This window comes from Streptosporangium sandarakinum, from assembly GCF_050942225.1.
In the GTDB taxonomy this organism is placed as follows: Bacteria; Actinomycetota; Actinomycetes; order Streptosporangiales; family Streptosporangiaceae; genus Streptosporangium; species Streptosporangium nondiastaticum.
The window spans coordinates 3,430,452-3,454,442 of record NZ_CP192034.1 but is presented as its reverse complement, the minus strand read 5'-3'; the positions used below and the strand labels follow the sequence as shown (position 1 = coordinate 3,454,442).

The window sequence follows — 23,991 nt, the reverse complement described above, 5'->3', positions numbered from 1 at the left end:
GGGCGGGTTCGCCGCAGACATGGCTCACGATGACATCCCCGGTGACATCCGCGGCGTGGCGCGCGGCTCCGCCGAGGTCCCGCTGTCCATCCTCGACCTCGCCCCCGTCGGCAGGGGCTTCACCGCCACGCAGGCGCTGGCGGGGAGCACCGAGCTGGCCAGGCGCGCCGAGGAGTGGGGTTACCACCGCATCTGGGTGGCCGAGCACCACGGGATGCCATCGGTGGCCAGCTCCTCCCCCGCCGTGCTGATCGCCCATCTGGCCGCGGCGACCCGCACGATCAGGCTGGGCTCCGGCGGCGTGATGCTGCCCAACCACGCGCCGCTGATCATCGCCGAGCAGTTCGGCACCCTGCACGCCCTGCACCCCGGCCGCATCGACCTCGGCCTCGGCCGCGCTCCGGGCACCGACCCCGCCACCGCGCGGGCGCTGCGCCGCGGTGACCTGGGCGCCGACGACTTCCCCGAGCAGCTCGCCGAGCTGACCGGCTTCCTCGACGCCTCGTTCCCCGCCGACAACCCCCTGCACCGGCTCTCGGCCGTCCCCCGCTCGCCGGAGTCCGGCCGCCCGCCGGTCTGGCTGCTCGGCTCCAGCGGCTTCAGTGCCCAGCTCGCCGGCCTGCTGGGGCTGCCGTTCGCGTTCGCCCACCACTTCAGCTCCGCCAACACCATCCCCGCGCTGGAGCTGTACCGGTCGACGTTCCGGCCGTCGGAGGCGCTGGACCGGCCGTACGCGATGATCGGTGTCGCGGCCGTGGCGGCCGGGTCCGCCGAGGAGGCGCTGCGCCTGGCCCGGCCGGGCGCGCTGGCCATGCTCCGCCTGCGCCGCGGCGCCCCGGAGCCGATCCCCACGCCCGAGGAGGCCGAGACCTACCCCTACTCCGCGGCCGAGGCGGCCTTCGTCCACGACCACCTGTCGAACGTGGTGCTGGGCGACGCCGCCGCGGTGCGCGCGGGGCTGGAGGAGCTGCGCAAGCGCACCGAGGCCGACGAGCTGATGATCACCTCGCAGGTCGCCGACCCCGAGGCGAGGATCCGCTCCTACGGCCTGATCGCCGAGGCGTACGGCCTGCCCGGCGCCTGACCTCGCGTCAGGGCACGCAGCCGTCGAAGGCGACGGGCAGGTGGCGGGGGCCGCGCAGCACCGGGTTGCGCCGGTAGGGCGGCGGATCCTCCACCAGCCGGGGTTCGACGAGCCGGCGGGCGAGCTCGGTGAGCGCGACCTGCGCCTCCAGCCGGGCCAGCGGCGCGCCGAAGCAGTAGTGGATGCCGCCGCCGAATCCGAGGTGCTCGTTGCCGGTCCGGCCGGGATCGAACCGGTCGGGGTCGGGGAAGCGCCGGGGGTCCCGGTTGCCGGAGGCCAGGACCAGCCAGACGGGCGCGCCCCGGGGGATGGTGACGCCGCCGACGTCGATGTCGGCCAGCGCGGTGCGCTGCGGCAGGAGCTGCACCGGCGGCTCGTAGCGCAGCAGCTCCTCCACCAGCGGCACGGCCAGGCCGGGCTCCTCCCGCAGCCGCCGCAGGGCGTCGGGGTGGCGCAGCAGGGTCAGCATGCCGTTGGTGATGAGGTTCACCGTGGTCTCGTGGCCGGCGATGAGCAGCAGGACCGCGGTGACGACCAGTTCCAGCGGTGACATGCGTTCCCGGTCGCCGTGCCCGGCGGCCAGCGCGGACAGCATGTCGCCGCCGGGCGCGCGGCGGTGGTCCTCGATCAGCCCGGCCAGGTAGCGGCCCAGCTCCATGCGGGCCCGCTGGGCGGCGCGGAGCCGTTCGGCCGGGCCCTCCCCCTCCTCTCCGGGGTCGAGCCCCGCGACGATCGCCTCGGCCCAGACGTGGAAGCGCTCCTCGTCCTCGTGCGGCACCCCGAGGAGCTTGCAGATCACCATCACCGGGAAGGGGTAGGCGAAGTCCTCGACGATGTCGGCCTTCTCCCGGTCGCGCAGGCCGTCGATCAGGCCGGAGACCATCCGGGCGAGGTCGCCGCGCATGTCGCTGACCCGCCGCGGGCTGTCCGGCGGCCCGAACGGCCGGGTCGCCAGCCGGCGCAGCCGGTCGTGCTCGGGCGGGTCGAGCCGCAGGAAGCTGGGCGGCAGCCCCTGTTCCTCCTCCAGGATGTCCTCCTCACCGGCGGTGGGCACCCGGTTGCGGGGGTCGGAGCTGAGGCGCGGGTCGTGCAGCAGTCCGGCGATCTCCCAGTACGTGCTCACCGCGTACACGCCGTCCTCCTGCCGCGCCACCGGCGTCCTGCGCAGCTCGGCGTACAGCGGGTAGGGGTCGGCGCGGGCGGCGTAGTCGGTGATCCGCCGCAGCAGGGTGGCGGAGGTCATGGCGGGCTCCTCGTGCGGTTATCAGACGCGGGCCGGGACGAACGTGACGCGCCGCTCGCTGGGCGCGTAGCCGCTCAGGGTGACGGTGGGGCCGTGGGTGGGCAGGGCGGGGTCGGGGAACTCCGCCGGGATCGGCCGCGGCCCTCCGGGGGCGCGGTCCACCTGGGCGAAGTCCGGCGGGAAGGGCGCGGCCGACTCGATGAGCCGGCCGTAGAACGGCAGCCACCTGCCGTGGTCGAAGGTGACGGCGGCGATGACGCGCCCCTGGTGGCCGTAGACGGCGGCGAACCGGCGCTCGGTCAGGGACCCCTGGACGACGGCCAGCTCGCGGCCCATGGGCGGGACGCCGACGGACTTGATGTTGACGCCGAACTGGGCGGACCAGAAGGCCGGCAGCCACAGGTGCGGGCGGCGTTCCGGGCCGGGGCTGACCATGTTGTGCGCGGCGACCTCGGCCTGGGCGACCGCGTTGCCCCAGTGCTCCAGCGACAGGAACTGGTAGCCGAACAGCGGGTGCGGGGACCGGGCGACGTCCCCGGCGACGAAGACGTCGTCGGTGACGATGCCGTGCACGTCGAAGGCCCGGCATCCGGCGTCGCAGGCGATCCCCCGCGGCCCGGCGGCCAGCCCGGACCCGGCGAGCCACTCGGTGTTGCGCACCGCGCCCAGCGCGACGACGGCCACGTCCGCCTCCAGGACGGTGCCGTCGGACAGGTGGGCGCACCGCAGCCGCCCGGCCTGGTCGCCCTCCAGCGCGGTGACCGTGATACCGCAGCGCAGGTCCACGCCGTGCGCGCGGTGCAGCTCGGCCGCCACCGCGCCGACGACGCCGCCCAGCGCCCCGACGAGGGGGGCGGGGCCGCGCTCGGCGACCGTGACGTCGATCCCCCGCTCCCGGCAGGCCGAGGCGATCTCCGAGCCGGTGAACCCGGCGCCGATGACGAGCACCCGGCGGGGCCGCGCGTCCAGCCGCCGGGCCAGCCGGGCCGCGTCGTCGGCGGTGCGCAGGGTGAGGACGCCGTCCAGGGTGGCCTCGGTCTCCTTGATCCACGGGCGGGCGCGGGTGCCGGTCGCGATCAGCAGGCGGTCGTAGCGCACCTCCTCCCCGCCGGCCAGTCGCACCCGCCGCCCGGCGAGGTCCAGCCCGGTGGCGGCCGTCCCAAGCAGCCAGCGCGCCTCCAGCGCGCGGCGCCGGGGCAGCAGGGTGTCGCCGGCGCCGGTACGGCCCAGCAGGACCTGCTTGGACAGCGGCGGCCGGTCGTAGGGCTCGTGCGGCTCGTCGCCGATCATGGTCAGCGTCCCCGCGAAGCCCTCCTCGCGGAGCGTCTCGGCGGCCCGCAGGCCCGCCAGGGACGCGCCGACCACGACGGCGTGGCCGCGCCGCCGGAACTCCTCGGCCGATCCGTCAGCCGCGGGCACCGGTCCCCGCCTCCTCCGGTACGGCCGGTCCGCCGGGCCACTCGACGAGGATCGCCTGGACCGGGCAGGACGCGGCGGCCCGCATGACCTGCTCGCGCCGCTCGTCCCCGGGGCAGGGCTCGTACATCAGCGCCTCCTCGCCGTGCATGGCGAAGACGTCGGGTGCCTGGAAGGCGCACTGCGCGTACGCCTCGCACCGGTTGAGGTCCACGACGATCCTCACGTGAGCTGCCCCCATTCGGCGGGTGCGGCGTCGGACGCTGCCAGCCTAGGGAGCCGGCCTGGGGAAACATCATCCGGAAATCGGGGTGTTGCGGCTTTTGGCGGGGTCTTTGCCACCGCCCTCCCGAACGGCCGGGGCCTTTGCCGCCGCCCTCCCGACCGGTGGGGATCTTCCCCGCCGTCCTCCCTGACGGCGGGGATCGTTGCCGCCGTCCCCCCGGGCGGCGGGGACCACCCGCGCCGCCTCCCCTCCCGCCCCGGCGGCGTGCCCGCGCCCGGTCCCCGGAAGGTCCGCCGTGCCAACCAACGGGTGAAACCAGGTCAAAGCCGGGTAGAGCATCCGCGATGAAGGTAAACGACTGGCTCCTCACCCCCGAGGAACGGGGAAACCCGGCGTCGTCCGTCGACGGCCGGCACGACCCCGGCGTCGCCTGGTCGGGCGGCAACGCGGTCCGGCCCATTCCGCACGGCGCGCCGTACTTCGCCGAACTGCTCGCCCGGGTCCGTGACCTGCGCGCCGGGGACCTGCTGCTGTTCACCGACTGGCGGGGCGATCCCACCGAGCGGCTGGACGGCCCGGGCACGGAGGTCGCCCGGGTCTTCGGGGAGGCCGCCCGGCGCGGCGTCGTGGTCAAGGGACTGCTGTGGCGCTCGCACTGGGACGGACTCCGCTTCAGCGAGGCCGAGAACCGTCACCTGGGCGACGATATCGAGGCCGCCGGCGGCGAGTGCCTGCGCGACATGCGCGTCCCGCCCGGCGGCTCCCACCACCAGAAGCTCGTGGTGCTGCGGCACCGGGACCGGCCCGAACGCGACATCGCCTTCGTCGGCGGGATCGACCTGTGCTGGAGCCGCCGCGACGACGCCTCGCACGCCGGTGACCCGCAGGCCGCGCCCATGGCGGGGGTGTACGGCGAGCGCCCGCCCTGGCACGACGTTCAGGCGGCGATCCAGGGCCCGGCCGTGGGCGACGTCGAGGCCGTCTTCCGGGAACGCTGGGAGGACCCCAGCCCGCTGACCCGCAACCCCGTGCACCGCCTGGCCGACCTGCTGCGCCGCGAGGACACCCGCCCCGACCCTCTGCCGCCGCAGTTCCCCGACCCGCCCGCCCGCGGGCCGCACGCCGTACAGCCCCTGCGGACCTACGCCCACCGGCTGACCCGCTACCCGTTCGCGCCGCGGGGCGAGCGGAGCGTCGCCCGCGGCTACCTCAAGGCCCTGCGCCGCGCCCGCGCCCTCGTCTACATCGAGGACCAGTACCTGTGGTCGCCGCAGATCGCCGAGTCCTTCGCCGACACGCTGCGGGCCAACCCCGGCCTGCTGATGATCAGCGTCCTGCCGCTGCACCCCGACGAGGGCGGCGCGCTGGGCGGTGTCCCCCAGGTGCTGGGCCGCAACCAGGCGCTGTCGGTGCTCCGTGAGGCCGGCGGCGACCGCTTCGCGGTGTACGGGCTGGAGAACGGGCACGGCACCCCGGTCTACGTCCACGCCAAGGTCTGCGTCATCGACGACGTGTGGGCGACCATCGGCTCCGACAACTTCAACCGCCGCTCCTGGACCTACGACTCCGAGCTGACCTGCGCGGTGCTCGACGAGACCCCGGACGGCCGGGCGCCGCTGGACCCCGGCGGTCACGGCGACGGCGCCCGGCGGTTCCCCCGCGACCTGCGACTCACCCTCGCCCGGGAGCACCTCGACCGGCGGGAGGGCGACGACGGCGACCTGCTGGACCCGCGGTCCTTCTTCGACGCGTTCGCCGCCTGCGCCGCCCGCCTCGACCGCTGGCACGAGGAGGGGCGGCGCGGACCCCGGCCGCCCGGCCGGCTGCGCGCCTACCGGTCGCCGCGGCTGTCCCGGTGGGCCGCCCTGTGGGCCGACCCGCTCTACCGGATCGTGCACGACCCCGACGGACGACCGCGCGCCCTGCGCCGCGCCGGCTCCTACTGACCGGCGAAAACCCGCTCCCACCGGCCGGGAAGACCCCGACCGGAAAGGCCCCCGGCCGGGAAGGCCCCGCCCCGGCCGCCGGGACGTCCACCGCCACCGGGGCGTCCCGGGAGTCCGGCGGTGCGCGCACCGGATCTTCACGGAATCTGCACCGGCGCCGGTTACGCTCCCGAGTCATGATCAGGTCAAAGGCGGTCGACGTCCTGGTGTGGCTCGCGGTGCTGCCGGTCGCGGCGTGGGCGGTGGTCAGGACGGCCGGGTGGACCCCGGTCTGGCAGTGGGTCCCGCTGGTGGCGTTCACCCCGTACGTGGCGGCGCTCTCGGTGGTCACGCTGCTGCTCGCGGCGGCGCTGCGCCGCCGGACGGCCGCCGCCGTCGCCCTCGTGGCGAGCGTGGCGCTCGCCGCGGCCGTGCTCCCCGGTACGTCGCCGACGGCGACCCGCCCGCCGGGCCGTCGCGGCTGCGGGTGCTCGCGGCGAACCTGAGGGTGGGCGCGGGCGACACCGCGTCGCTCATGAGGCTGGTGCGCGACCTGCGGCCGGACGTGCTCGCCCTGCAGGAGCTCACCCCCGCCGCGCTCGGCCGCCTGGACGGGGCGGGTCTGCGGGGGCTCATGCCGTACGTCGTGGACCGCTCCCGCCCGGGGGTGTCCGGGTCGGGCATCTACTCCCGCCACCCGCTCGCCGAGGCGCCGATGATCGAACTGGGCGGCTTCCGCCAGTCGCGGGCCGTCGTCGCGCTGCCGGGCGGCCGGGAGGTCGAGGTCGTCTCGGTGCACCCGTGCGCGCCCCGGCACACCGGCGAGGTGCCCTGCTGGGGCGCGGGCCTGGCGGCACTGCCCCGGGCGGGCGGCCGGCCGCGGGTGCTGGCCGGCGACTTCAACGCCACCCTCGACCACCCGCCGGTGCGGGAGCTGCTGGCGAGCGGCTACCGCGACGCGGCCGACGCCGCCGGGCGGGGGCTGACGCCGACCTGGCCGCGGCTGGGGTGGACGTCCCTGCCCGGCGTGACGATCGACCACGTGCTCGCCGACCGGCGGATGCCGGTGAGCGCGTTCGGCGTGCACTCCCTGCCCGGCAGCGACCACCGCCCGGTCTTCGCCGAGCTCGGCCTGCCCTGACCGCTCCGTTCCGGGTGACCGTCCGGCCGCGGCGGGCCGGGCCGGTTCACCGCCTGTCCCGGCCGGCCGCCGACGGGACCGCCCCGGCTCAGCCGGCCGTACCCGCGATGACGGGTACGGCGGGGCCGGCGTCCTCGTCGAACTGGGTCCGGTACAGCTGCTCGTAGCGGCCGCCCGCCGCCAGCAGCTCGGCGTGGGTGCCGCGCTCCACGACCCGCCCGCCCTCGATCACCAGGATGAGGTCGGCCGCGCGGACGGTGGACAGCCGGTGCGCGATCACCACCGCCGTCCGGCCGTCCAGGGCCTCTCCCAGCGCGGCCTGCACCGCGGCCTCGGAGGTGGAGTCCAGGTGCGCGGTGGCCTCGTCGAGGATCACCACCCGGGACCTGGCCAGCAGGACCCGGGCGATGGTCAGCCGCTGCCGCTCGCCGCCGGAGAGCCGGTAGCCGCGCTCGCCCACGACGGTGTCCAGGCCGTCGGGCAGCGCGTCGACGATCTCGGTCAGGCGGGCGCGGCGCAGCACGTCCCGCAGCTCCTCCTCGGTCGCCTCCGGCCGCGCCAGTAGCAGGTTCGCGCGGATCGTGTCGTGGAACAGGTGCCCGTCCTGGGTGACCATCCCGACCGTCCCGCGGACCGACTCGGCCGTCAGGTCGCGCACGTCCACCCCGGAGAGCCGTACGGCGCCCGCGTCGACGTCATAGAGCCGCGGGATGAGCTGGGCGATCGTCGACTTGCCCGCCCCCGAGGAGCCGACGAGCGCCACCATCCGGCCAGGCTCGGCGCGGAAGGACACCCCGTGCAGCACCTCCACGCCGCCGCGCGTGTCGAGCCGGGCGACGTCCTCCAGGGAGGCGAGCGACACCTTGTCCGCCGACGGGTAGGCGAACCGGACGTCGTCGAACTCCACCGACACCGGTCCTTCGGGCACGGCGCGGGCGTCGGGCCGCTCGGCGACGAGCGGCTTGAGATCGAGGATCTCGAAGACCCGCTCGAAGCTCACCAGCGCGCTCATCACCTCCACGCGGGCGCCGGCCAGGGAGGTCAGCGGCGCGTACAGGCGGGTGAGCAGCAGCGCGAGCGCGACCACGGCGCCCGGGTCCAGCAGCGACCGCAGCGCGTAGAACCCGCCGACCCCGTAGACGAGGGCCAGCGCCAGCGCCGAGACCAGCGTCAGCGCGGTGACGAACACCGACTGCGTCATCGCCGTGCGCACCCCGATGTCCCGCACCCGGCGGGCCCGGGCGTGGAACTCGGCCGACTCCTCCGCCGGGCGGCCGAAGAGCTTCACCAGCGTCGCCCCGGGCGCGGAGAAGCGCTCGGTCATCTGCGTGCTCATCGTCGCGTTGTGCGCGGCCGCCTCGCGCCGCAGCCGGGCCAGCCGGGAGCCCATCCGCCGGGCGGGCAGCACGAACACCGGCAGCAGGAGCAGCGAGAGCAGGGTGATCTGCCAGGAGACGCCGATCATCACCACCAGCGTGAGCAGCAGCGTGACGAGGTTTCCGGCCACGCCGGAGAGGGTGTCGCTGAACGCCCGCTGCGCGCCGATCACGTCGTTGTTCAACCTGCTGACCAGCGCACCGGTGCGGGTCCGGGTGAAGAAGGCGACCGGCATGCGCTGCACGTGGTCGAAGACGGCGGCGCGCAGGTCGAGGATGAGCCCCTCGCCCAGGGTCGCCGACAGCCACCGCGTCGCCAGGCCGAGCCCGGCCTCCGCCAGCGCGATGACCGCGATCAGCGCCGAGAGGCGGACCACGGCCTCCACCGGGGCGCGGTTGACGATCGCGTCGACGACCTGGCCCGCGAGCACCGGCGTGGCGACGGCCAGCGCCGCACCCACCACGCTGAGCAGCAGGAACAACACCAGCTTCCGGGTGTGCGGCCGGGCGAAGGCTCCGATCCGGCGCAGCGTGGCCATGGAGAACGGCCGCCTGTCCTCCTGCGCCTGCATCGTGGCGTACATCGAGTGCCACGCCGCCATTTCCATGTTCATCAGGGCACCACCGGGTTCTCAGGGATCGACGGATCGACCCTAGGGCCTCAACCAAGGTCGAGGTCAAGGTGGCGCCCGGGGCGGGTCAGCTCGGGCTGCCGCTGGGGCTCGGGCTCTCGCTCGCGCGGGCCTCGCGCACCAGGCGCAGGTGCCCCCGGACGATCGGCCTGGCGCCCTCCGCCAGCTTCTTCACCGCCGGGGAGGAGCCGTCGGTCAGCTCCCGGTCGATGAGCTTGAGCGTCGTGCGGTGGCTCGCGGCCTGCGCGGCCAGCCACGCGCTGTCGAAGGACGAGCCGCTGAGGCTCGACAGTTTCTTGATCTGCTCGCGCTGCATCTTGTTCGGCCGGTCCGGCAACTGCACGCCCGCCCGCTCGGCCACCGGCCGCAGCTTGCCGTCCAGGGTCGTGTGGTCGGTGATGAACTTCTGCGCGATGTTCTTGATGTCCTGGGAGTCCGACTTCCTCAGCGCGAGCCGGCTCGACAGGATCTCGGCCAGGTTGCCCCGGTGCGCCTGGACCAGGAACTTCCTGTCCTGCTCGTTGAGGTTCGGCTGGGCCACGGCGGCCTGTACGGCGCCGCCCAGCACGACGAGCATGGCGGCCAGCAGGACGACGATCCTTCTGATCATGGGGTCCTCCGTCGGGATGCGGCTGAACAACCACCTCCTGACGGCGTGCTCCGTTATGAACATTTATAGCTATATGAAGAAATAAATGATCAGAAAAGGCTTTTGGGGCTTTTCATCTGGTTGTTCCAGCGCGCACCTTCGGGTTCCTCCGCTTCGCGGGTCACGCCTGGCGGGTGGGCAGGACGACGATCTGGCGCAGGTTGACGTGGCGGGGGCGGCTGGTCACGTAGGCGACGAGGTCGGCGATCTCGTCGGCCGACAGCGAGCCGAGCGCGTCGAACATCTCCCCGAGCTGGCCCTCCTCCCCCAGGGCCGGGTTGTCGACGTGCGAGGCCAGCTCGGTGTCGGTCAGGCCCGGCTCGATGTTGGTCACCCGCACGTCCCGCGGACCGAACTCGGTGCGCAGCGACGCCGACAGGTGGGTCAGCGCCGCCTTGGTCGCGGCGTAGACGGCGTAGCCGGGGAAGAGCGCGTGCGCGCCGATCGAGGAGATGTTCACCAGGTCGGCGGCGGCCCCGCGGGCCGCGGCGGCGACGAGGTCGGCGGTGAACGCGCGGATGATCCGCAGGGCGCCGGTGACGTTGGTGTCGATCATCCGGGTCCACTCGTCGGCGCGGCCGTCGTCGATCGGGTTGGGCAGCATCACGCCGGCGGCGTTGACCACCAGGTCGGCCGCGCCCAGCTCGGCGTGGACGCGGGCGGCTCCGGCATCGACCGACGCCTGGTCGGTGACGTCCACGGCCACCGCGATCGCCCGGCCGCCGTCCCGTTCGATCTCGGCGGCGAGTTCCTTGAGGCGGTCCTCGCGGCGGGCCAGCAGCGCCACGCGGGCGCCGTGCGCGGCCAGCAGCCGGGCGGTCGCGGCGCCCATGCCGCTCGCGGCCCCGGTGACGACGGCGGTGCGGCCGGAAAGGGAGGAAAGGGGAGTGTGGTCCACGGTGTTCTCCATGTTCTGCGTAGTCCTGCGTAGCTCGGCGAAGTCCTGCGAGGTCCCGGCCGGGTCGCCCCGGGTTCCGGTCGCTCGCTCCGGGATGTCCTCCCGGCGTGAGACCACTCTGCCGCCGGCCACGCCGCCTACCCAGAGCACCGGTTTTCCTGGGTCTGCGGTTACCACCTTCGCCGGGGACGCCCCTCGGCACCGGGACGGTCCTCCCGGCCGTCCGGCAGCTCCCGCCGGAGCCGCGGGTTCCGGCCGTCCGCGCCCCAGCGGACCACCACGCCGGAGCCGTACCGGGGGCCGCCGTTAAGGTCACGGGCATGAACGGAACCAACCTGGACGAACTCGGCGGCTTCCTACGGTCCCGCCGCGCCCGCATCCGGCCTCAGGACGCGGACCTGCCGGACGCGGGACGGCGGCGGCGGGTGCCCGGACTGCGCCGCGAGGAGGTGGCCCGGCTCGCCGGGGTGAGCGTCGACTACTACGTCCGGCTGGAGCAGGGACGCGGTCACAACGTCTCGGACGCCGTGCTGGACGCGGTCGCCCGCGTGCTGCGGCTCGACGCGACCGAGCGGGCGCACCTGTACGACCTGGCCCGGCCGCCGCGCGAGGCGGTGCCACCGGCCCCGGCCGCCGTCCGCCCGCAGGTGCGGACGATGCTGGACGCCATCCAGGCCCCCGCGTTCCTGCTGGGCCGGTGCATGGACGTGCTGGCGTGGAACGCGCTGGGCGACGCCGTCGTCGGCTTCTCCGCGATGCCGCCCGGCGAGCGCAACATGGCCCGGCGGGCGTTCCTGGACCCCGCGGCCCGGACGCTCTACCCGCGCTGGACGGAGGTCGCCGCCGAGACCGCGGCGTACCTGCGGCTGGACGCGGCGCGCCATCCGGGCGATCCCCGGATGACCGCCCTGGTCGCGGAGCTGTCCGCGGGCAACCCCGAGTTCCGTGCCCTGTGGGAGGACCACACGGTCCAGGAGAAGGCCGGTGGCCGCAAACTGATCCGCCACCCGGTCGTCGGCACGCTCGACGTCGGCTACGAGACGCTGGCGCTGCCCGGCGACCCCGACCAGCTGATCGTCGTCTACGTCGTGGCCCCGGACTCGGCGGAGGCGGAGAAACTCGCGTTCCTCGCCACCGCGGCGTCCGGCTCCAAAGCCGACGCCACGGTTTGAGGCGGAGCCCGGAGCCGGACGCCGCCGCTTGAGGCGGAGCCCGGCCCCGGAGCCGACGTCACGGCTTGAGAAGACACGGCCGGTCCGCCGTCATCGAACGAAGCACAAGTATTCCTTGACACGAATATTCTCCTTGGAGAATAATCATGGCCATGGACGCACTCCTCGCCGCCCTGGCCGATCCGGCCCGCTGGCGGCTCGTGAACCTGCTGGCCGAACGGCCCCGTTCGGTCGGCGTCCTCGCCCGGCTCGCCGAGGCGCGCCAGCCGCAGACGACCAAGCATCTGCAGGCCCTTGAGCGCGCCGGCGTCGTCACCTCCCAGCGCACCGGCCAGCGCCGCGTCTACGCGCTCCGGCCCGCTCCCCTGCGGGACCTGGCGGCCGCGCTCACCCGGCTCGCCGACACCGCGGACCAGGCCGAGGGCCCGCACGCGACCTATGACCGGTACGGGCTCAGCCTTCACGCGGAGCGACTCGCCGCGGAGGAGCCGGGGTGGGCCGACGGGCGCTCGTTCAGGTTCCTCCGGTCGCTGCCGGGACGCCCCGAGCTGGTCTGGCGCCACCTGACCGAGACCTCCCTGCTCGCCCGATGGTGGACCCCCGACGACCTCCGCGTCTCCGAGCTCGTGTTCGAGGCGCGGCCGGGCGGGCGGATCGTCCACGAGTACCGCGACATCGAGGACGCCGACGGCTCCGACCCGGTCGCCGGGCGCGCGGAGGGGGTCGTCGACGACGTACGGCCCGCCGAGCGCCTGACCTACCGGCTCTCCCCGCTGCTTCCCGGCGGCGGCCCGGCCTTCACCGCACACGTCGACCTCGGCCTCCGGCCCACCGGGACCGGCACGGACCTCGACGCCCACTGGCGGATCGCCGACAGCACGGTCGGCTCCGCGGACTTCATCGCGGGCATCGAACTCGGCTTCGGCCAGAGCCTCGACAAGCTCGCGGCGACCCTCACGGCGACCCTCGCCGCGGACCCGCACGACACCGCCGTCGCCGGCGGCACCGGCGGCACCGGCGGCACCGATATAAGGAGCACGAAATGACGGAGCAGACCGGCCGCAGGGTGACCGCGAACCTGAGCCTCACCCTCGACGGGCGTTACCACGGCCCCGGTGGACCCGGCGATTTCGCGGCCTTCGCCCCGTACGTGACCAGCGAGCTCGCGCGAAACCACATGAACCGCATCTGGGAGAACGCGACGACGGCGCTGCTCGGCCGGAACAACGCCGAGGGATTCATGGGGTACTGGTCGTCCGTCGCCGAAGACGACGACGCCGATCCGCGTGACCGCGGATACGCCAAGTGGCTGGTCGACACGGAGAAGGTGGTCCTGTCGACCACCCTGACCGAAGCGCCGTGGGAACGCACCCGCGTGGTGAACGCCCCCGCCTCCGACGTCGTCACCGAACTCAAGGCCACCGGCGAGGGCGAAATCCTCGTCAACAGCAGCCCCAGCGTCATCAAGCCCCTCCTGTCGGCGGACCTGATCGACCGGCTGTACCTCATGGTCTTCCCCGAGATCGCCGGAGGCGGGCAGCGGCTGTTCGACGACGGCCTGCCGGCCACGAAGTGGACGCTCACGCACCAGGAGACCGGCGAGCTGGGCGAGCTCGCCATGGTCTACGACCGGGTCCGCTGAGGCAGCCGGGCGGACGGCGATCACTGATCCCGGCCGTGCTCTGGGCGGCGTAGGCCAGCTCCCACAGCCGCGAGCCCGGGGCCGCGGCGTCCCAGTCGATCAGCACCCAGCCCCGGGGCGGTCTGACGAGGTTCCACGGGGCGGCGTCGTTGTGACAGACGAGCTCCTCGGCGTCCGCCATGCCGGGATCCTAGTGACCGGGGGCGCCCGGGGGCAGGCCCAGGGCGGTCGAGAGCCGGCGCGCCGTCTCGGCGACGGCGGCCCCCATCTCCCCCAGCCGGGGCGTGGACGGGGCGCGGGTGACCGACACGCTGATGGCGGCCGCGATCAGTCCCCGGTGCTCCCGTACCGGCGCCGACACCCCGGCCGCGCTGTCCTCCAGCTCGACGTCGGTCACCGCGTACCCGAAGGCGCGCACGTGCCCGATGTCGGCCAGCCACTGCTCCTCGCCGCTGAGCGCGGAGTCCAGACCGCCGGGCAGGGCGGCCCGGAGCAGCGCGCGGATCTGCTCGTCCGGCCAGTCCGCGAGGAGCGACCGCCCCGCGGCCGCCATGGTCACCGGGACGGAGACGCCCTCCCAGATCCGGTGGTAGGCCCGGGAGGACGGCGCCGACGACAGCGTGAGAACCATCTCACCGCGCAGCACGCACAGGTGCGTGTCCTCGTCGAAGAGCGTGGCCAGGTGCCGCAGGAAGGGTTCGGCCACCCGGACGAGCCTCGACTGCTGGGTCCGCGCCGCGAGCGAGAACAGGCGCCAGCCCAGGCGGTAGCGGCGCGTCATCGGGTCACGCTCCACCATGCCCTCGGCTTCCAGCGCGCGCAGCGCCCGCGACACCTGGCTCTTCTCCCGGCCCAGGCGCTGGGCGATCCAGTTGACGCCGAACCCGTCGGCGTCCGGGCCGTCCCCGTGACCGGCGAGCACCTCGAGGATCTCCACGTCCCGGCGCAACCCGGCCGAGGGCACCGGCGGCTTCTCGCTCATCCCCATCCGTCCACAGCGAAAGCTTTACGTTTTGTTGCAGTAGTTGCAACTTATTTTGCACTGGCTGCAACCGCCGCATACGTTTACAAGCCCTGCAAGCGTAAGCGAAGGTGGTTCCCCATGAACTTCGGCGAGTACGTGGCCTCTCGCTGGGACACTCTCTCGCTGGCCGCCGCCGAACACGTCCTCGCCGCGGCGCTCGCGATCGTCATCGCCGCGGTCGTCGGGATCGGGACGGGTCTCCTCGTCCACGTGACGCCGAAGGCCCGGAACGCCTCACTGACGTTCTTCGCCGCGATCCTGACGGTCCCCTCCCTGGCCCTGCTGACCCTGCTGATCCCCCTCACCGGCCTCGGCTGGGGCTCCACGCTGGTCGCGCTGACCGCGTACGCGCTCCTGCCGATCGTCCGCAACACGGTGACGGGGCTGAACGGCGTGGACCCCACCACGGTGGAGGCCGGGCGCGGGATGGGCATGAGCCGTACCCGCGTCCTGCTGAAGGTGCGGCTTCCGCTGGCGTGGCCGCTGATCCTGACCGGGGTCCGCGTCTCGACCCAGATGATCATCGGTATCGCGGCGATCGCCGCCTACGTCGACGGGCCGGGCCTCGGCACGCAGATCTTCGAGGGGCTCTCCCGGCTCGGGTCGGTGAACGCGCTCAACGCCACGCTCGCGGGCACGCTCGGCATCGTGGTCATCGCCGTGCTGTTCGACCTGTTCTTCTACACCGTTCGCCAACTGACCGTCCCCAGGGGGCTTCGTGTTCGACACTGAGACAGAGGGAGCGCGCATCGAGCTGCGCGCACTGACCAAGCACTATCCCGGGCAGCCGGCGCCCGCGGTCGACAACGTCGACCTCGATATCCCCGCCGGGGAGCTGGTGGTCTTCGTCGGCCCGTCGGGCTGTGGCAAGACCACCACCATGAAAATGATCAACCGCCTGGTCGAGCCCACGTCGGGTGAGATCCGCATCGGCGGCGAGGACGTCCTGAGCCTGCACCCCGACGAACTCCGCCGGCACATCGGCTACGCCATCCAGCAGGTGGGCCTGTTCCCCCACCTGACCATCGGGCAGAACATCGGGCTGGTGCCCAAGCTGCTGGGCTGGCCCGCGGCGCGGATCGCCGCACGGGTGGAGGAACTCCTCTCGCTGGTGAACCTGGAGCCGTCGCTGTTCCACGACCGTTACCCCCGCCAACTGTCCGGCGGCCAGCAGCAGCGCGTGGGCGTCGCCCGGGCGCTGGCCGCCGACCCGCCCGTGATGCTGATGGACGAGCCGTTCGGCGCGACCGACCCCATCACGCGCGAGCACCTGCAGCGGGAGTTCGTCCGGCTGCAGAAGCGGCTGCGCAAGACGATCATCTTCGTCACCCACGACTTCGAGGAGGCCATCAAGCTGGGCGACCGCATCGTCGTGCTCCGGGAGCGCTCGCGCATCGCGCAGTACGACACACCCGCCAACATCCTCGCCCGCCCCGCCGACGACTACGTCGCCGGCTTCGTCGGCCAGGACGCCACGCTCAAACGGCTCGCGCTGCTGCGCGTGGAGGACGTGCCGCCCGTCGCGCCGCCCCGGCCGGTCGGCCTGCCGCAGGTCGCGGCCGGGACCAGCCTGCGCGAGGCCCTGGACGTCATGATCGCCCACGGCTCCGACCGCTGCAGCTCCCCCTCCGGCGTCCTCACCTACGCCGCGCTGTGCGGGGCAGTGGGAACCGGACGGCCGTCGTCCCCCGGGCGGGAGCCGGAGGCGGTGCCCTCCCTCCCCGCGCCGGAGAAGGTGATCGCCGGTGGCCGCTGACACCCTCACCGCCGACGTCCTCAGCCCCGACTCCCCCGACTCCCCCGATGCTCCCGACTCCCCCGGCGCCCGCACCGCGGGCCGGGCGCGGCCGTTCCGGCGCGCCGCGCGCCTGCGCGTCCTCCTCACCCCCGCCGCCGTGTGCGCCGTACTGGCCGTCCTGTACGTCTGGGTCGGCACCCAGGACCTCGACTCCATCGAGCGGCGCAGCCTCAACCGGTCGGTGATCCTGGCCAAGGCCGTGGAGCACCTGGAGATGGCCCTCGCCGCGACGGCGCTCGTGGTGGTCATCGCGATCCCGCTGGGCATCGTCGCCTCCCGCTCCCGCAACCGGGTCGTCACGCCGGTCATCCTCACCGCGGCCAACCTCGGCCAGGCGGTGCCCTGCGTCGGGATCCTCGTGCTGTGCACCTTCCTGATGGGGGTGGGCTTCCAGACCGCACTGGTCGGGCTGGTGGCGTACTCCGTCCTGCCGGTCCTGCGCAACACGATGGTCGGGGTCCAGCAGGTGGACCCGGCGCTCGTCGAGGCCGCCCGCGGAATGGGAATGACCAGGGGCCAGGTGCTGCGCCGGGTGGAGCTCAGGCTCGCCGTGCCCGCGATCCTCGCCGGGCTGCGCACCGCGCTCGTGCTGGCCGTCGGCGTCGCCACGCTCGGCGCGTTCGTCGCCGCGGGCGGGTTCGGCGAACTGATCGTCAACGGCCTCAAGCTGAACCGCATGCCCGTGACCGTGGTCGGCGGCGTGCTGACCGCGTGCATCGCCTTCCTCATCGACTGGCTCGGCGCGATCGCCGAGGACATGCTCAGGCCCCGCGGCGTCTGACCCCGGGCCGCCGTACACGACCGCCCGCGGCTCCGCCCGCCGTACGTGGCCGCCCCCGGCTCCCGCCGCGCCGCCGCGCGCCGTGCCGCCCGTGACCGCCGGCCGGTCCCCCGCCCCCTCCTGACATCCCCGACACGAGAAGAACGAAGAGGTGCCCTTCCATGCGTGTCCGTCTCTCCCATCCCCTCCGCAGGGCGGCTTCCCCCCGTAAGACGGCTCCCCTCCGCGGAACGGCCGCCGCGTTCGCCGCCGCGGCGCTGACCCTCACCGCCGTGAGCGGCTGCGGCGTCGCCGAGGCCGTCGAGACCTCCAGCGCGGGCAACGAGCTGGCCGGGGCGAAGTTCGTCGTCGGCTCCAAGGACTTCACCGAGAACATCGTCCTCGGCAAGATCGCGGTGCAGGTGCTGAAGGCGCACGGGGCCGAGGTCCTCGACAAGACCAACCTCGGCGGCACCGTGCCCAACCGCGAGTCCCTGGAGGCCAGGGCGATCGACATGTACTGGGACTACTCCGGCACCGGGTGGATCGAGCACCTGAGGAACGCCGAGCCCATCCAGGACTCGGCCGAGCAGTTCAAGGCCACCGCGACCACCGACCTCGCGAAGAACGGGATCCGCTGGATCGGGCCGACCCCGCTGAACAACACCTACGCCCTGGCGATCCGCTCCGAGAAGGCCAAGGAGCTGGGCGTCAGGACGCTCTCCGACGTGGCGAAGCTGGCGAAGACCAAGCCGGAGGAGGTCACGCTGTGCGTCGAGACGGAGTTCTCCACCCGCGACGACGGGCTGCCGGGACTGTCCAAGGCGTACGGCATGACCATCCCGAAGAACCGGGTCAGCCTGCTGGACGCCGGCGTCGTCTACACCGAGACGGACAAGGGCCGGACCTGCAACTTCGGTGAGGTGTTCACCACCGACGGGCGCGTCACCGCGCTCGGCCTCACCGTGCTGGAGGACGACAGGAGGTTCTTCCCGGTCTACAACGCCGCCGTGACGCTGCGGGAGGACACCTACAAGAAGTACCCGGCGCTGGAGAAGGTGCTCCGGCCGGTGGTCGACAAGCTGGACGACGCCACGATGCAGAAGCTCAACGAGCGGGTCGACGTCGAGGGCGAGGAGCCCGCCAAGGTCTCCGCCGACTGGCTCGGCCGGCAGGGTTTCCTCGGCGGCAAGGCCTGACGGCACGACCGGCCTTCAGCAGGTGTGGTGGCCCGAGACGATGTCGCGCAGCGCGCGGATCGCGTCGTCCAGCCGTTCCGGGGTGCCCTCGGCGGCGGGCTCCGGCTCGGCGGGGACGCGCCGCCGGCGGATGGCCTCGGCGATCTCCTCCAGGGAGTCTGCCAGGGCCCGTACCGCCTCCGGGGGTGGCGGGGACGCGCCGTGCTCGGCGCGCGCCACGGTGGCGGCCGTGGTGTCGGCCACCTTCTCCAGCGCGGTCATCGCGGGCATCCAGGTGGTGATCCGCCTGCTGACCGTGGGCGGCTCGGTCACCGCGCGCTGGAAGACGACCCGCAGGTCCGACATGGCCTCGTACGCCTTGCGGCGGTACACCGGCCGGTCGGGGTTGCCGGGGTCGAAGGCGCCGCGCAGGTAGCGCGCGGTGGCCGACACCGCGTCGGCGAAGGGTCCCCGGACCGGGGCGTGCCAGCTTCCCGGCCACGGCAGGTAGCCCAGCAGCAGCACGATCACGCACCCGGCGACGGTGTCCACCAGGCGGACCTCCGCCAGCCGCGGGCCGCCCCGGGTCAGCAGGTCCACCAGGAACAGCACCAGCGGCGCCTGGAAGGTCGACATCAGCCCCCAGTTGCGCTGCAGGCCGTACGGTATGAGCGCGGCGAACACCGCGATCGGGACGAGGATCAGCGGGCCGTACGGGACCACCAGGAGCACCGCGACGCCGACGAACGTGCCGGCGAACGTGCCGAGAGCCCGCTGCAGGGCCCGCGCGAACACCGACCCGAAGTCGGGCTTGAGGACCAGCGCGACGGTCAGCACCATCCAGTAGGACCGCTCGAACAGGCCGAACTCGCTGATCGCGGTGGCCACGCCCATGCACAGGGCGAGCCGGACGGCGTACTTGCGGGTGAAGTGGCCGTACCACATCTTCGCCCAGGCGTTGCGGAACCGCTCGCCGTAGCCGACCGGCCGGTACGGCAACTGCTCGGTCTCGACGTCACCGCCGGAGGCCAGCTCCACGGCCCCGTCCACGGCGGAGTTCAGCGCCCGCAGCGCGGGGGACTCTCCGGGGAGACGCGGTGGCGGGTGCGGCGCGCGTCCCTCGTCCAGCGCCGCGGTGATCTCCTCGACGGCGGCGGCCGTCCCCTCCGGCGGATCGCGTCCCTCCTGACCGAGGGAGATCAGCGCGTTGCGGATCAGCGACGCCTGGTTCAGCAGCGCGATCAGCCGGGTCTGCCCGGGGTCCTGGCCGGCGGAGGCGGAGCGGGCGCCGAAGACGGCGTCGTAGCCGCTCTCCAGCGCGGTGTCGAACGCGGCCAGGGCGTCGGCGTCGCGGTCGTCGATCAGCCGGTCGAGCGCCCGGTAGACCGTGACGGTCGCGCTCTCCTCCGGGTTCCGGGAACGCAGCGGCCAGTCGGCCACGCCGAGCACGATCACCCAGGCCACGCCGAGCAGGAACTGCGCGGCCCCGAGGAGGGGACCGCCGGGCAGCGGGATGCCGGTGCTGATCACGGCCATCACCACGAGCTGCAGTCCCGCCAGCGACCCCTTGGCCCCGATCGTGCTGATCAGCGCCGAGATCACCGATACCACCACGATCACCGGGACCGTCCACCAGCCGTGGCCGCGCACCATCGCGCCGATGGCGTAGCCCGCCGCCCCGCCGAGGCCGACCAGGCCGATCCGGGCGACCCTCTCCCGGTACGGCCCGCCCCGGTTGGCCAGGCCCGGCCCCATGGCCCCCATGGAGGGCAGCAGGCCCAGCGTGAGATTCCCGGCGACGAGGGCCACGAGGAGCGGGACGGTCACCGCGAGGGCCATGCGGACCATCGGCCACCAGGCGGGTTTCGCCGGGACGGGCCGTACGGTCTCCACCAGCCAGCCCGGCGCCGCGTCGGCCAGCCGGTCGGCGGCGGAGCGGAACGGGCTGGGCATGGTGGGCGGCCGGGCTCGCGGCGCGCTCAGCGCACCAGCTTGTCGAGCCGGATCGGCAGGTCGCGGACCCGGACGCCGGTGGCGTGGTGGACGGCGTTGGCGACTGCGGCGGCGGTGCCGACGATGCCGATCTCCCCGATGCCCTTGGCGCCCAGCGGGTTGAGGTGCGGGTCGTCCTCCTCGATCCAGTACGCCTGGACGTCGGGCAGGTCCATGGCGGTCGGGACGTGGTACTGGGCGAGGTCGTGGTTGAGGTAGTCGCCGAACTCGCGGTCCATGACGCTCTCCTCCAGCAGGGCCATCGACATGCCCATGGTCATGCCGCCGACGAACTGCGAGCGCGCGGTGACGGGGTTGACGATCCGGCCGGCGGCGAACACCCCGAGCAGCCGCAGCACCCGCGTCTCCCCGGTGTCGAGGTCCACGCCCACCTCGGCGAACTGGGCGCCGAAGGCGTGCCGGGCGTACTCCGGCTGCTCGCCCACCTCCTCCGCGGTGTCGGCGGTCGCCTCCAGGCCCTCGGCGGGCACGTCGCCGCCGCGCAGGTCGAGCTCCTCCAGCAGGGCCTCGCAGGCCCGCACCACGGCCGTCCCCCAGGAGGCGGTGCCCGCCGAGCCGCCGGCCAGCGAGGCGGCGGGCAGCGCGGTGTCGCCGACCTCCACCCGGACCCGGTCCGGGGTGACGCGCAGCGCGTCGGCGGCGACCTGCGTCAGGATCGTCCGGGCGCCGGTGCCGATGTCGGCGGCGGCGATCCGCACGGAGAACCGGCCGTCCGGCTCGCACCGGGCGCTCGCCCGCGAGGGGCGCCGGTAGACCGGGTACGTGGACGCCGCCACGCCGGTGCCGACGAGCATCCGGCCGCGGGTCCGGGCCGCGGGCGTGGGGTCGCGGTCGGCCCAGCCGAACCGGCGGGCGCCCTCGCGCAGGCAGCCCACCAGGTCGCGGGAGCTGAACGGCAGGCCGCTCTCCGGCTCGGCGGCGGGCTCGTTGCGGATCCGCAGCTCGACCGGGTCGATCCCGCAGGCGACGGCCAGCTCGTCCATGGCCGACTCCAGCGCGAACATGCCCGGCGCCTCGCCGGGGGCGCGCATCCAGGCCGGGGTCGGCACGTCGAGCCGGACCAGGCGGTGCGCGGTGCGCCGGTCGGGCGCGGCGTACATCACGCGGGTCGGGGTGGTGGTCTGCTCGGCGAACTCGCGGAGCCGGGAGCTCTGCTCGAACGCCTCGTGCACGATCACGGTCAGTCGCCCGTCGGTGTCCGCGCCGAGCCGTACCCGCTGGATCGTCGGGGTGCGGTAGCCGGTCACCGCGAACATCTGCTGCCGGGTCACCGCGAGCTTGACCGGGCGGCCGGTGTGCTTGGCGGCGAGCGCGGCGAGCACCACGGGCGGCAGCGCGGCGCCCTTGGAGCCGAAGCCACCGCCCACGTGCGGGGAGATGACGCGGACGTTGTCCGGCGGCATGCCGAACAGCGGGGCGATCGTCTCGCGCAGCGCGGACACCCCCTGCGTGGAGTCGTGGAGGGTGAGGCCGTCACCGCTCCAGACGGCGACCGTGGCGTGCGGCTCCATCGGGTTGTTGTGCTCGGCCGGGGTGCGGTACGTCGCGTCGACGAGGACCGGCGCCGCGGCGAGCGCCGCGTCCGGGTCGCCCAGCTCGGTGTCGGCGGGGTAGCCGGCGTTGACGCGGTCGGGCCGGTACATCTCCGGGTGGTCGGCGCGCAGCTCGACGTCGTGCGGCTCGGCGTCGTAGTCGATCCGCAGCAGCCGGGCCGCCTCCTGGGCGCACTGGAGCGTCTCGGCCACCACGACCGCGACGTACTGGCCGCGGTAGGCCACCCGGTCCGACTGCAGCACCGCCAGCTCGGCGTTGTCGGCCGGGGCCAGGCGGGGGGCGTTGCCGTGCCAGATGGCGGCGATCACCCCGGGGAGCCGGACGACGGCGTCGACGTCGGCCGCGAGGACCGTGCCGCGGGCGACGGTCGCCTGCACCGGTACGGCGTAGGCGAGGTCGTCCGGGAAGTTCTCGTAGGCGTATCGGGCCAGGCCCGTCACCTTCTCGACGCCCTCGACGCGTTCCAGCGCCGCGCCGACGTACGGCCTGGCCTCGGTCTTCACGGCATCTCCAGGGGTCGCGGCGCGCCGGCCGCGCCGGCCGCGGCGGCCGGGGCGTCTCCGGGGCGTACGGCGGTCACGGTGTCTCCACGGGCTCGGACTCCGCGAACCCCGCGGGCTCAGCGGGCTCCGCGAGGTCGGTGAGGGTGCGGACCAGGACGTTGCGCAGCAGCGGCGCCTTGAAGGCGTTGCGCGGCAGCGGGCTGGAGCGGGCCAGCTCGGCGTCGGCCGCCCGGGCGAACTCCTCCGGGGTGGCCGCCGCGCCGCGCAGCGCCGCCTCGGCGGCCTCGGCCCGCCACGGCACGTGGGCCACGCCGCCCAGCGCGATGCGGCAGTCGCGCACCACCCCGCCGGCCACGTCCAGCGCGGCCGCCACCGACACCACCGCGAACGCGAAGGACGCCCGGTCGCGCACCTTGCGGTAGCGCGAGCGCGCCGCGAACGGCAGGTGGGGCACCTCGACCGCGGTGATCAGCTCGCCGGGCGCCAGGACGGTGTCGCGGTCCGGCTCGTCGCCGGGCAGCCGGTGCAGGCCCGGCATCGGCACCGTACGGGCGCCGTCGGGGCCCTCCACGTGGACGAGGGCGTCCAGCGCGGCCAGCGCGACGGCCATGTCGGAGGGGTGGGTGGCCACGCAGTGCTCCGAGTGGCCGAGGATCGCGAGGTTGCGGTGGTCGCCCGTGCGGGCCGGGCACCCGGAGCCGGGCAGCCGCTTGTTGCAGGGCTTGGTCACGTCCTGGAAGTAGGGGCAGCGGGTGCGCTGCAGCAGGTTGCCGGCGACCGTGGCCATGTTGCGGATCTGCCCGGAGGCCCCCTCCAGCACGGCGCGGGCGAGCAGCGGCTGGGCACGCCGGACGAGCGGGTCGGCGGCGAGGTCGCCGTTGCGCACTCCCGCGCCGATCAGCAGGCCTCCGCCGGTCTCCTCGATCGCGCGGGAGGAGATCCGGGTGACGTCCACCAGGGTCCGCGGCGTGGCGACGCCGAGCCGCATCAGGTCCACCAGGTTCGTTCCGCCGCCGAGGTAGACGGCGTCCGGCCGCCCGGCGGCGGCCACCGCGGACCGCACGTCGGCGGGCCGCTCGTAGGTGAAAGGTCTCACCGCGCCACCTGGCCGACGGCCGCGACGATGCCGGGGTAGGCGCCGCACCGGCACAGGTTGCCGCTCATCCGCTCGCGGATCTCCGTCTCGTCCAGCCGCGGCGGGGCCGACAGGTCGGGGGTGACCGCGCTCGGCCACCCTTCGGCGGCCTCGGCCAGCGCGCCGACCGCCGAGCAGAGCTGCCCGGGGGTGCAGTAGCCGCACTGGAAGGCGTCGTTCTCGACGAAGGCGGCCTGCAGCGGGTGCAGGGCGTCGCCGTCGGCGAGCCCCTCCACCGTGACGATCTCCACGTCGTCCGCGGTCACCGTGAGCGTCAGGCACGACAGCGCGCGCCGGCCGTCCACCAGCACCGTGCAGGCGCCGCACTGGCCGTGGTCGCAGCCCTTCTTCGCGCCGGTCAGCCCGAGGCTCTCGCGCAGCGTGTCCAGCAGCGTCTCGCGGGTGTCCACGGTGACCGGGCGGGGGACGCCGTTCACCGACAGGCGGAGGTCGGCCGTGACGGGGTCGGGCACCCCGCCCGCCCCCGTGATGTCTGTTTCGCCGTTCACGGGCGCTCCCCTACCCCGTCGCTCGTCGGCCATATCTCCCGGGCGGACGCTTGACGGTTCCTTGACCGTTCCGCCCCTCCCCCGCCGTGGATCCCGGTCCGGGAGGCGGATGC

23 protein-coding genes are annotated in these 23,991 nt (G+C 74.2%); 11 read left to right on the top strand and 12 right to left on the bottom strand.

Translation table 11 applies throughout. The features are described from left to right. Positions 1-19: 19 nt before the first annotated feature. Entirely contained in the window at positions 20-1,084 is a 1,065-nt protein-coding gene (locus tag ACQP10_RS15785; RefSeq protein ID WP_346023395.1) for an LLM class flavin-dependent oxidoreductase, read from the top strand. A gap of 7 nt (positions 1,085-1,091) precedes the next feature. Here the strand turns inward: ACQP10_RS15785 and ACQP10_RS15780 are convergent, their stop codons facing one another. The 3 genes from ACQP10_RS15780 to ACQP10_RS15770 are packed head-to-tail and all read right to left on the bottom strand — an operon-like array spanning position 1,092 to position 3,969. Next, positions 1,092-2,327: a cytochrome P450 gene (locus tag ACQP10_RS15780; protein WP_346023394.1), complete on the bottom strand. Its 1,236-nt coding sequence runs from the start codon at positions 2,325-2,327 to the stop codon at positions 1,092-1,094. Positions 2,328-2,348: 21 nt separating this feature from the next. Continuing rightward, on the bottom strand, positions 2,349-3,746 hold the full coding sequence (locus tag ACQP10_RS15775) for an NAD(P)/FAD-dependent oxidoreductase (RefSeq protein ID WP_346023393.1): 1,398 nt from the start codon (positions 3,744-3,746) through the stop codon (positions 2,349-2,351). Beyond that, entirely contained in the window at positions 3,733-3,969 is a 237-nt protein-coding gene (locus ACQP10_RS15770; RefSeq protein ID WP_179817818.1) for a ferredoxin, read from the bottom strand. The genes ACQP10_RS15775 and ACQP10_RS15770 overlap by 14 nt, the downstream gene beginning before the upstream one ends. Positions 3,970-4,313: 344 nt before the next feature. On the opposite strand from ACQP10_RS15770, the gene ACQP10_RS15765 reads away from it, so the two are divergent. The 3 genes from ACQP10_RS15765 (at position 4,314) to ACQP10_RS15755 (ending at position 7,035) form a co-directional block, all read left to right on the top strand. Then, on the top strand, positions 4,314-5,915 hold the full coding sequence (locus ACQP10_RS15765; RefSeq protein WP_433541620.1) for a phospholipase D family protein: 1,602 nt from the start codon (positions 4,314-4,316) through the stop codon (positions 5,913-5,915). A 176-nt stretch (positions 5,916-6,091) separates the two neighbouring features. Next, positions 6,092-6,400 (top strand): hypothetical protein, encoded by a 309-nt coding sequence (locus ACQP10_RS15760; RefSeq protein WP_433541619.1) that lies wholly within the window; start codon positions 6,092-6,094, stop codon positions 6,398-6,400. A gap of 29 nt (positions 6,401-6,429) precedes the next feature. Continuing rightward, positions 6,430-7,035 carry an endonuclease/exonuclease/phosphatase family protein gene (locus ACQP10_RS15755; protein WP_433541618.1) on the top strand — a complete coding sequence of 202 codons (606 nt, stop codon included), beginning with the start codon at positions 6,430-6,432 and terminating at the stop codon, positions 7,033-7,035. Positions 7,036-7,123: 88 nt separating this feature from the next. Here the strand turns inward: ACQP10_RS15755 and ACQP10_RS15750 are convergent, their stop codons facing one another. The 3 genes from ACQP10_RS15750 to ACQP10_RS15740 all read right to left on the bottom strand — a co-directional run bounded on the left by ACQP10_RS15750 (position 7,124) and on the right by ACQP10_RS15740 (position 10,740). Then, entirely contained in the window at positions 7,124-9,025 is a 1,902-nt protein-coding gene (locus tag ACQP10_RS15750; RefSeq protein ID WP_433541617.1) for an ABC transporter ATP-binding protein, read from the bottom strand. 85 nt (positions 9,026-9,110) lie between these two features. After that, a complete protein-coding gene (locus tag ACQP10_RS15745; protein ID WP_346023389.1) occupies positions 9,111-9,653 on the bottom strand; it encodes a DUF4142 domain-containing protein in 543 nt (180 codons plus the stop codon). Between the two features lie 160 nt (positions 9,654-9,813). Beyond that, the gene (locus tag ACQP10_RS15740) at positions 9,814-10,740 is read right to left on the bottom strand and encodes an SDR family oxidoreductase (RefSeq protein ID WP_433541616.1); all 927 of its coding nucleotides are present in this window, start codon (positions 10,738-10,740) and stop codon (positions 9,814-9,816) included. 170 nt (positions 10,741-10,910) lie between these two features. Between ACQP10_RS15740 and ACQP10_RS15735 the strand changes: the two genes are divergently transcribed. The 3 genes from ACQP10_RS15735 to ACQP10_RS15725 all read left to right on the top strand — a co-directional run bounded on the left by ACQP10_RS15735 (position 10,911) and on the right by ACQP10_RS15725 (position 13,404). Beyond that, on the top strand, positions 10,911-11,762 hold the full coding sequence (locus ACQP10_RS15735; RefSeq protein WP_346023387.1) for a helix-turn-helix transcriptional regulator: 852 nt from the start codon (positions 10,911-10,913) through the stop codon (positions 11,760-11,762). A gap of 152 nt (positions 11,763-11,914) precedes the next feature. Then, the gene (locus tag ACQP10_RS15730; protein ID WP_346023386.1) at positions 11,915-12,808 is read left to right on the top strand and encodes a metalloregulator ArsR/SmtB family transcription factor; all 894 of its coding nucleotides are present in this window, start codon (positions 11,915-11,917) and stop codon (positions 12,806-12,808) included. After that, a complete protein-coding gene (locus tag ACQP10_RS15725) occupies positions 12,805-13,404 on the top strand; it encodes a dihydrofolate reductase family protein (RefSeq protein ID WP_346023385.1) in 600 nt (199 codons plus the stop codon). Before ACQP10_RS15730 ends, ACQP10_RS15725 begins: the two co-directional genes overlap by 4 nt. Here the strand turns inward: ACQP10_RS15725 and ACQP10_RS15720 are convergent. Further along, entirely contained in the window at positions 13,343-13,585 is a 243-nt protein-coding gene (locus ACQP10_RS15720; protein ID WP_346023384.1) for a phosphotransferase family protein, read from the bottom strand. The genes ACQP10_RS15725 and ACQP10_RS15720 overlap by 62 nt on opposite strands. Before the next feature lie 9 nt (positions 13,586-13,594). Further along, positions 13,595-14,386, bottom strand: a complete 792-nt coding sequence (locus ACQP10_RS15715; protein WP_346023383.1) for an IclR family transcriptional regulator — start codon at positions 14,384-14,386, stop codon at positions 13,595-13,597. A 120-nt stretch (positions 14,387-14,506) separates the two neighbouring features. On the opposite strand from ACQP10_RS15715, the gene ACQP10_RS15710 reads away from it, so the two are divergent. From ACQP10_RS15710 to ACQP10_RS15695, 4 genes are all read left to right on the top strand, one after another. After that, positions 14,507-15,160 (top strand): ABC transporter permease, encoded by a 654-nt coding sequence (locus ACQP10_RS15710; RefSeq protein WP_346023382.1) that lies wholly within the window; start codon positions 14,507-14,509, stop codon positions 15,158-15,160. Continuing rightward, the gene (locus tag ACQP10_RS15705; protein ID WP_346023381.1) at positions 15,147-16,184 is read left to right on the top strand and encodes an ABC transporter ATP-binding protein; all 1,038 of its coding nucleotides are present in this window, start codon (positions 15,147-15,149) and stop codon (positions 16,182-16,184) included. The genes ACQP10_RS15710 and ACQP10_RS15705 overlap by 14 nt, the downstream gene beginning before the upstream one ends. After that, positions 16,174-17,007, top strand: a complete 834-nt coding sequence (locus ACQP10_RS15700; protein ID WP_346023380.1) for an ABC transporter permease — start codon at positions 16,174-16,176, stop codon at positions 17,005-17,007. Before ACQP10_RS15705 ends, ACQP10_RS15700 begins: the two co-directional genes overlap by 11 nt. 161 nt (positions 17,008-17,168) lie before the next feature. Beyond that, a complete protein-coding gene (locus ACQP10_RS15695; RefSeq protein WP_346023379.1) occupies positions 17,169-18,185 on the top strand; it encodes a glycine betaine ABC transporter substrate-binding protein in 1,017 nt (338 codons plus the stop codon). 15 nt (positions 18,186-18,200) lie between these two features. Here the strand turns inward: ACQP10_RS15695 and ACQP10_RS15690 are convergent, their stop codons facing one another. The 4 genes from ACQP10_RS15690 to ACQP10_RS15675 form a co-directional block, all read right to left on the bottom strand. Further along, positions 18,201-20,117, bottom strand: coding sequence for an FUSC family protein (locus tag ACQP10_RS15690; RefSeq protein WP_433541615.1), 1,917 nt, complete (start codon positions 20,115-20,117; stop codon positions 18,201-18,203). 26 nt (positions 20,118-20,143) lie between these two features. After that, positions 20,144-22,234, bottom strand: coding sequence for a xanthine dehydrogenase family protein molybdopterin-binding subunit (locus ACQP10_RS15685; protein ID WP_386149371.1), 2,091 nt, complete (start codon positions 22,232-22,234; stop codon positions 20,144-20,146). 73 nt (positions 22,235-22,307) lie between these two features. After that, positions 22,308-23,330 carry an FAD binding domain-containing protein gene (locus ACQP10_RS15680; protein ID WP_389995568.1) on the bottom strand — a complete coding sequence of 341 codons (1,023 nt, stop codon included), beginning with the start codon at positions 23,328-23,330 and terminating at the stop codon, positions 22,308-22,310. Continuing rightward, a complete protein-coding gene (locus ACQP10_RS15675; protein WP_346023375.1) occupies positions 23,327-23,878 on the bottom strand; it encodes a 2Fe-2S iron-sulfur cluster-binding protein in 552 nt (183 codons plus the stop codon). Before ACQP10_RS15675 ends, ACQP10_RS15680 begins: the two co-directional genes overlap by 4 nt. Positions 23,879-23,991: the final 113 nt, after the last annotated feature.

Coding starts and splice junctions, on each gene's coding strand:
- ACQP10_RS15785 (WP_346023395.1), top strand. CDS start 20: ATGGCTCACGATGACATCCCCGGTGACATCCGCGGCGTGGCGCGCGGC.
- ACQP10_RS15780 (WP_346023394.1), bottom strand. CDS start 2,327: ATGACCTCCGCCACCCTGCTGCGGCGGATCACCGACTACGCCGCCCGC.
- ACQP10_RS15765 (WP_433541620.1), top strand. CDS start 4,314: ATGAAGGTAAACGACTGGCTCCTCACCCCCGAGGAACGGGGAAACCCG.
- ACQP10_RS15760 (WP_433541619.1), top strand. CDS start 6,092: ATGATCAGGTCAAAGGCGGTCGACGTCCTGGTGTGGCTCGCGGTGCTG.
- ACQP10_RS15755 (WP_433541618.1), top strand. CDS start 6,430: ATGAGGCTGGTGCGCGACCTGCGGCCGGACGTGCTCGCCCTGCAGGAG.
- ACQP10_RS15750 (WP_433541617.1), bottom strand. CDS start 9,025: ATGAACATGGAAATGGCGGCGTGGCACTCGATGTACGCCACGATGCAG.
- ACQP10_RS15745 (WP_346023389.1), bottom strand. CDS start 9,653: ATGATCAGAAGGATCGTCGTCCTGCTGGCCGCCATGCTCGTCGTGCTG.
- ACQP10_RS15735 (WP_346023387.1), top strand. CDS start 10,911: ATGAACGGAACCAACCTGGACGAACTCGGCGGCTTCCTACGGTCCCGC.
- ACQP10_RS15730 (WP_346023386.1), top strand. CDS start 11,915: ATGGACGCACTCCTCGCCGCCCTGGCCGATCCGGCCCGCTGGCGGCTC.
- ACQP10_RS15725 (WP_346023385.1), top strand. CDS start 12,805: ATGACGGAGCAGACCGGCCGCAGGGTGACCGCGAACCTGAGCCTCACC.
- ACQP10_RS15720 (WP_346023384.1), bottom strand. CDS start 13,585: ATGGCGGACGCCGAGGAGCTCGTCTGTCACAACGACGCCGCCCCGTGG.
- ACQP10_RS15715 (WP_346023383.1), bottom strand. CDS start 14,386: ATGAGCGAGAAGCCGCCGGTGCCCTCGGCCGGGTTGCGCCGGGACGTG.
- ACQP10_RS15710 (WP_346023382.1), top strand. CDS start 14,507: ATGAACTTCGGCGAGTACGTGGCCTCTCGCTGGGACACTCTCTCGCTG.
- ACQP10_RS15695 (WP_346023379.1), top strand. CDS start 17,169: ATGCGTGTCCGTCTCTCCCATCCCCTCCGCAGGGCGGCTTCCCCCCGT.
- ACQP10_RS15690 (WP_433541615.1), bottom strand. CDS start 20,117: ATGCCCAGCCCGTTCCGCTCCGCCGCCGACCGGCTGGCCGACGCGGCG.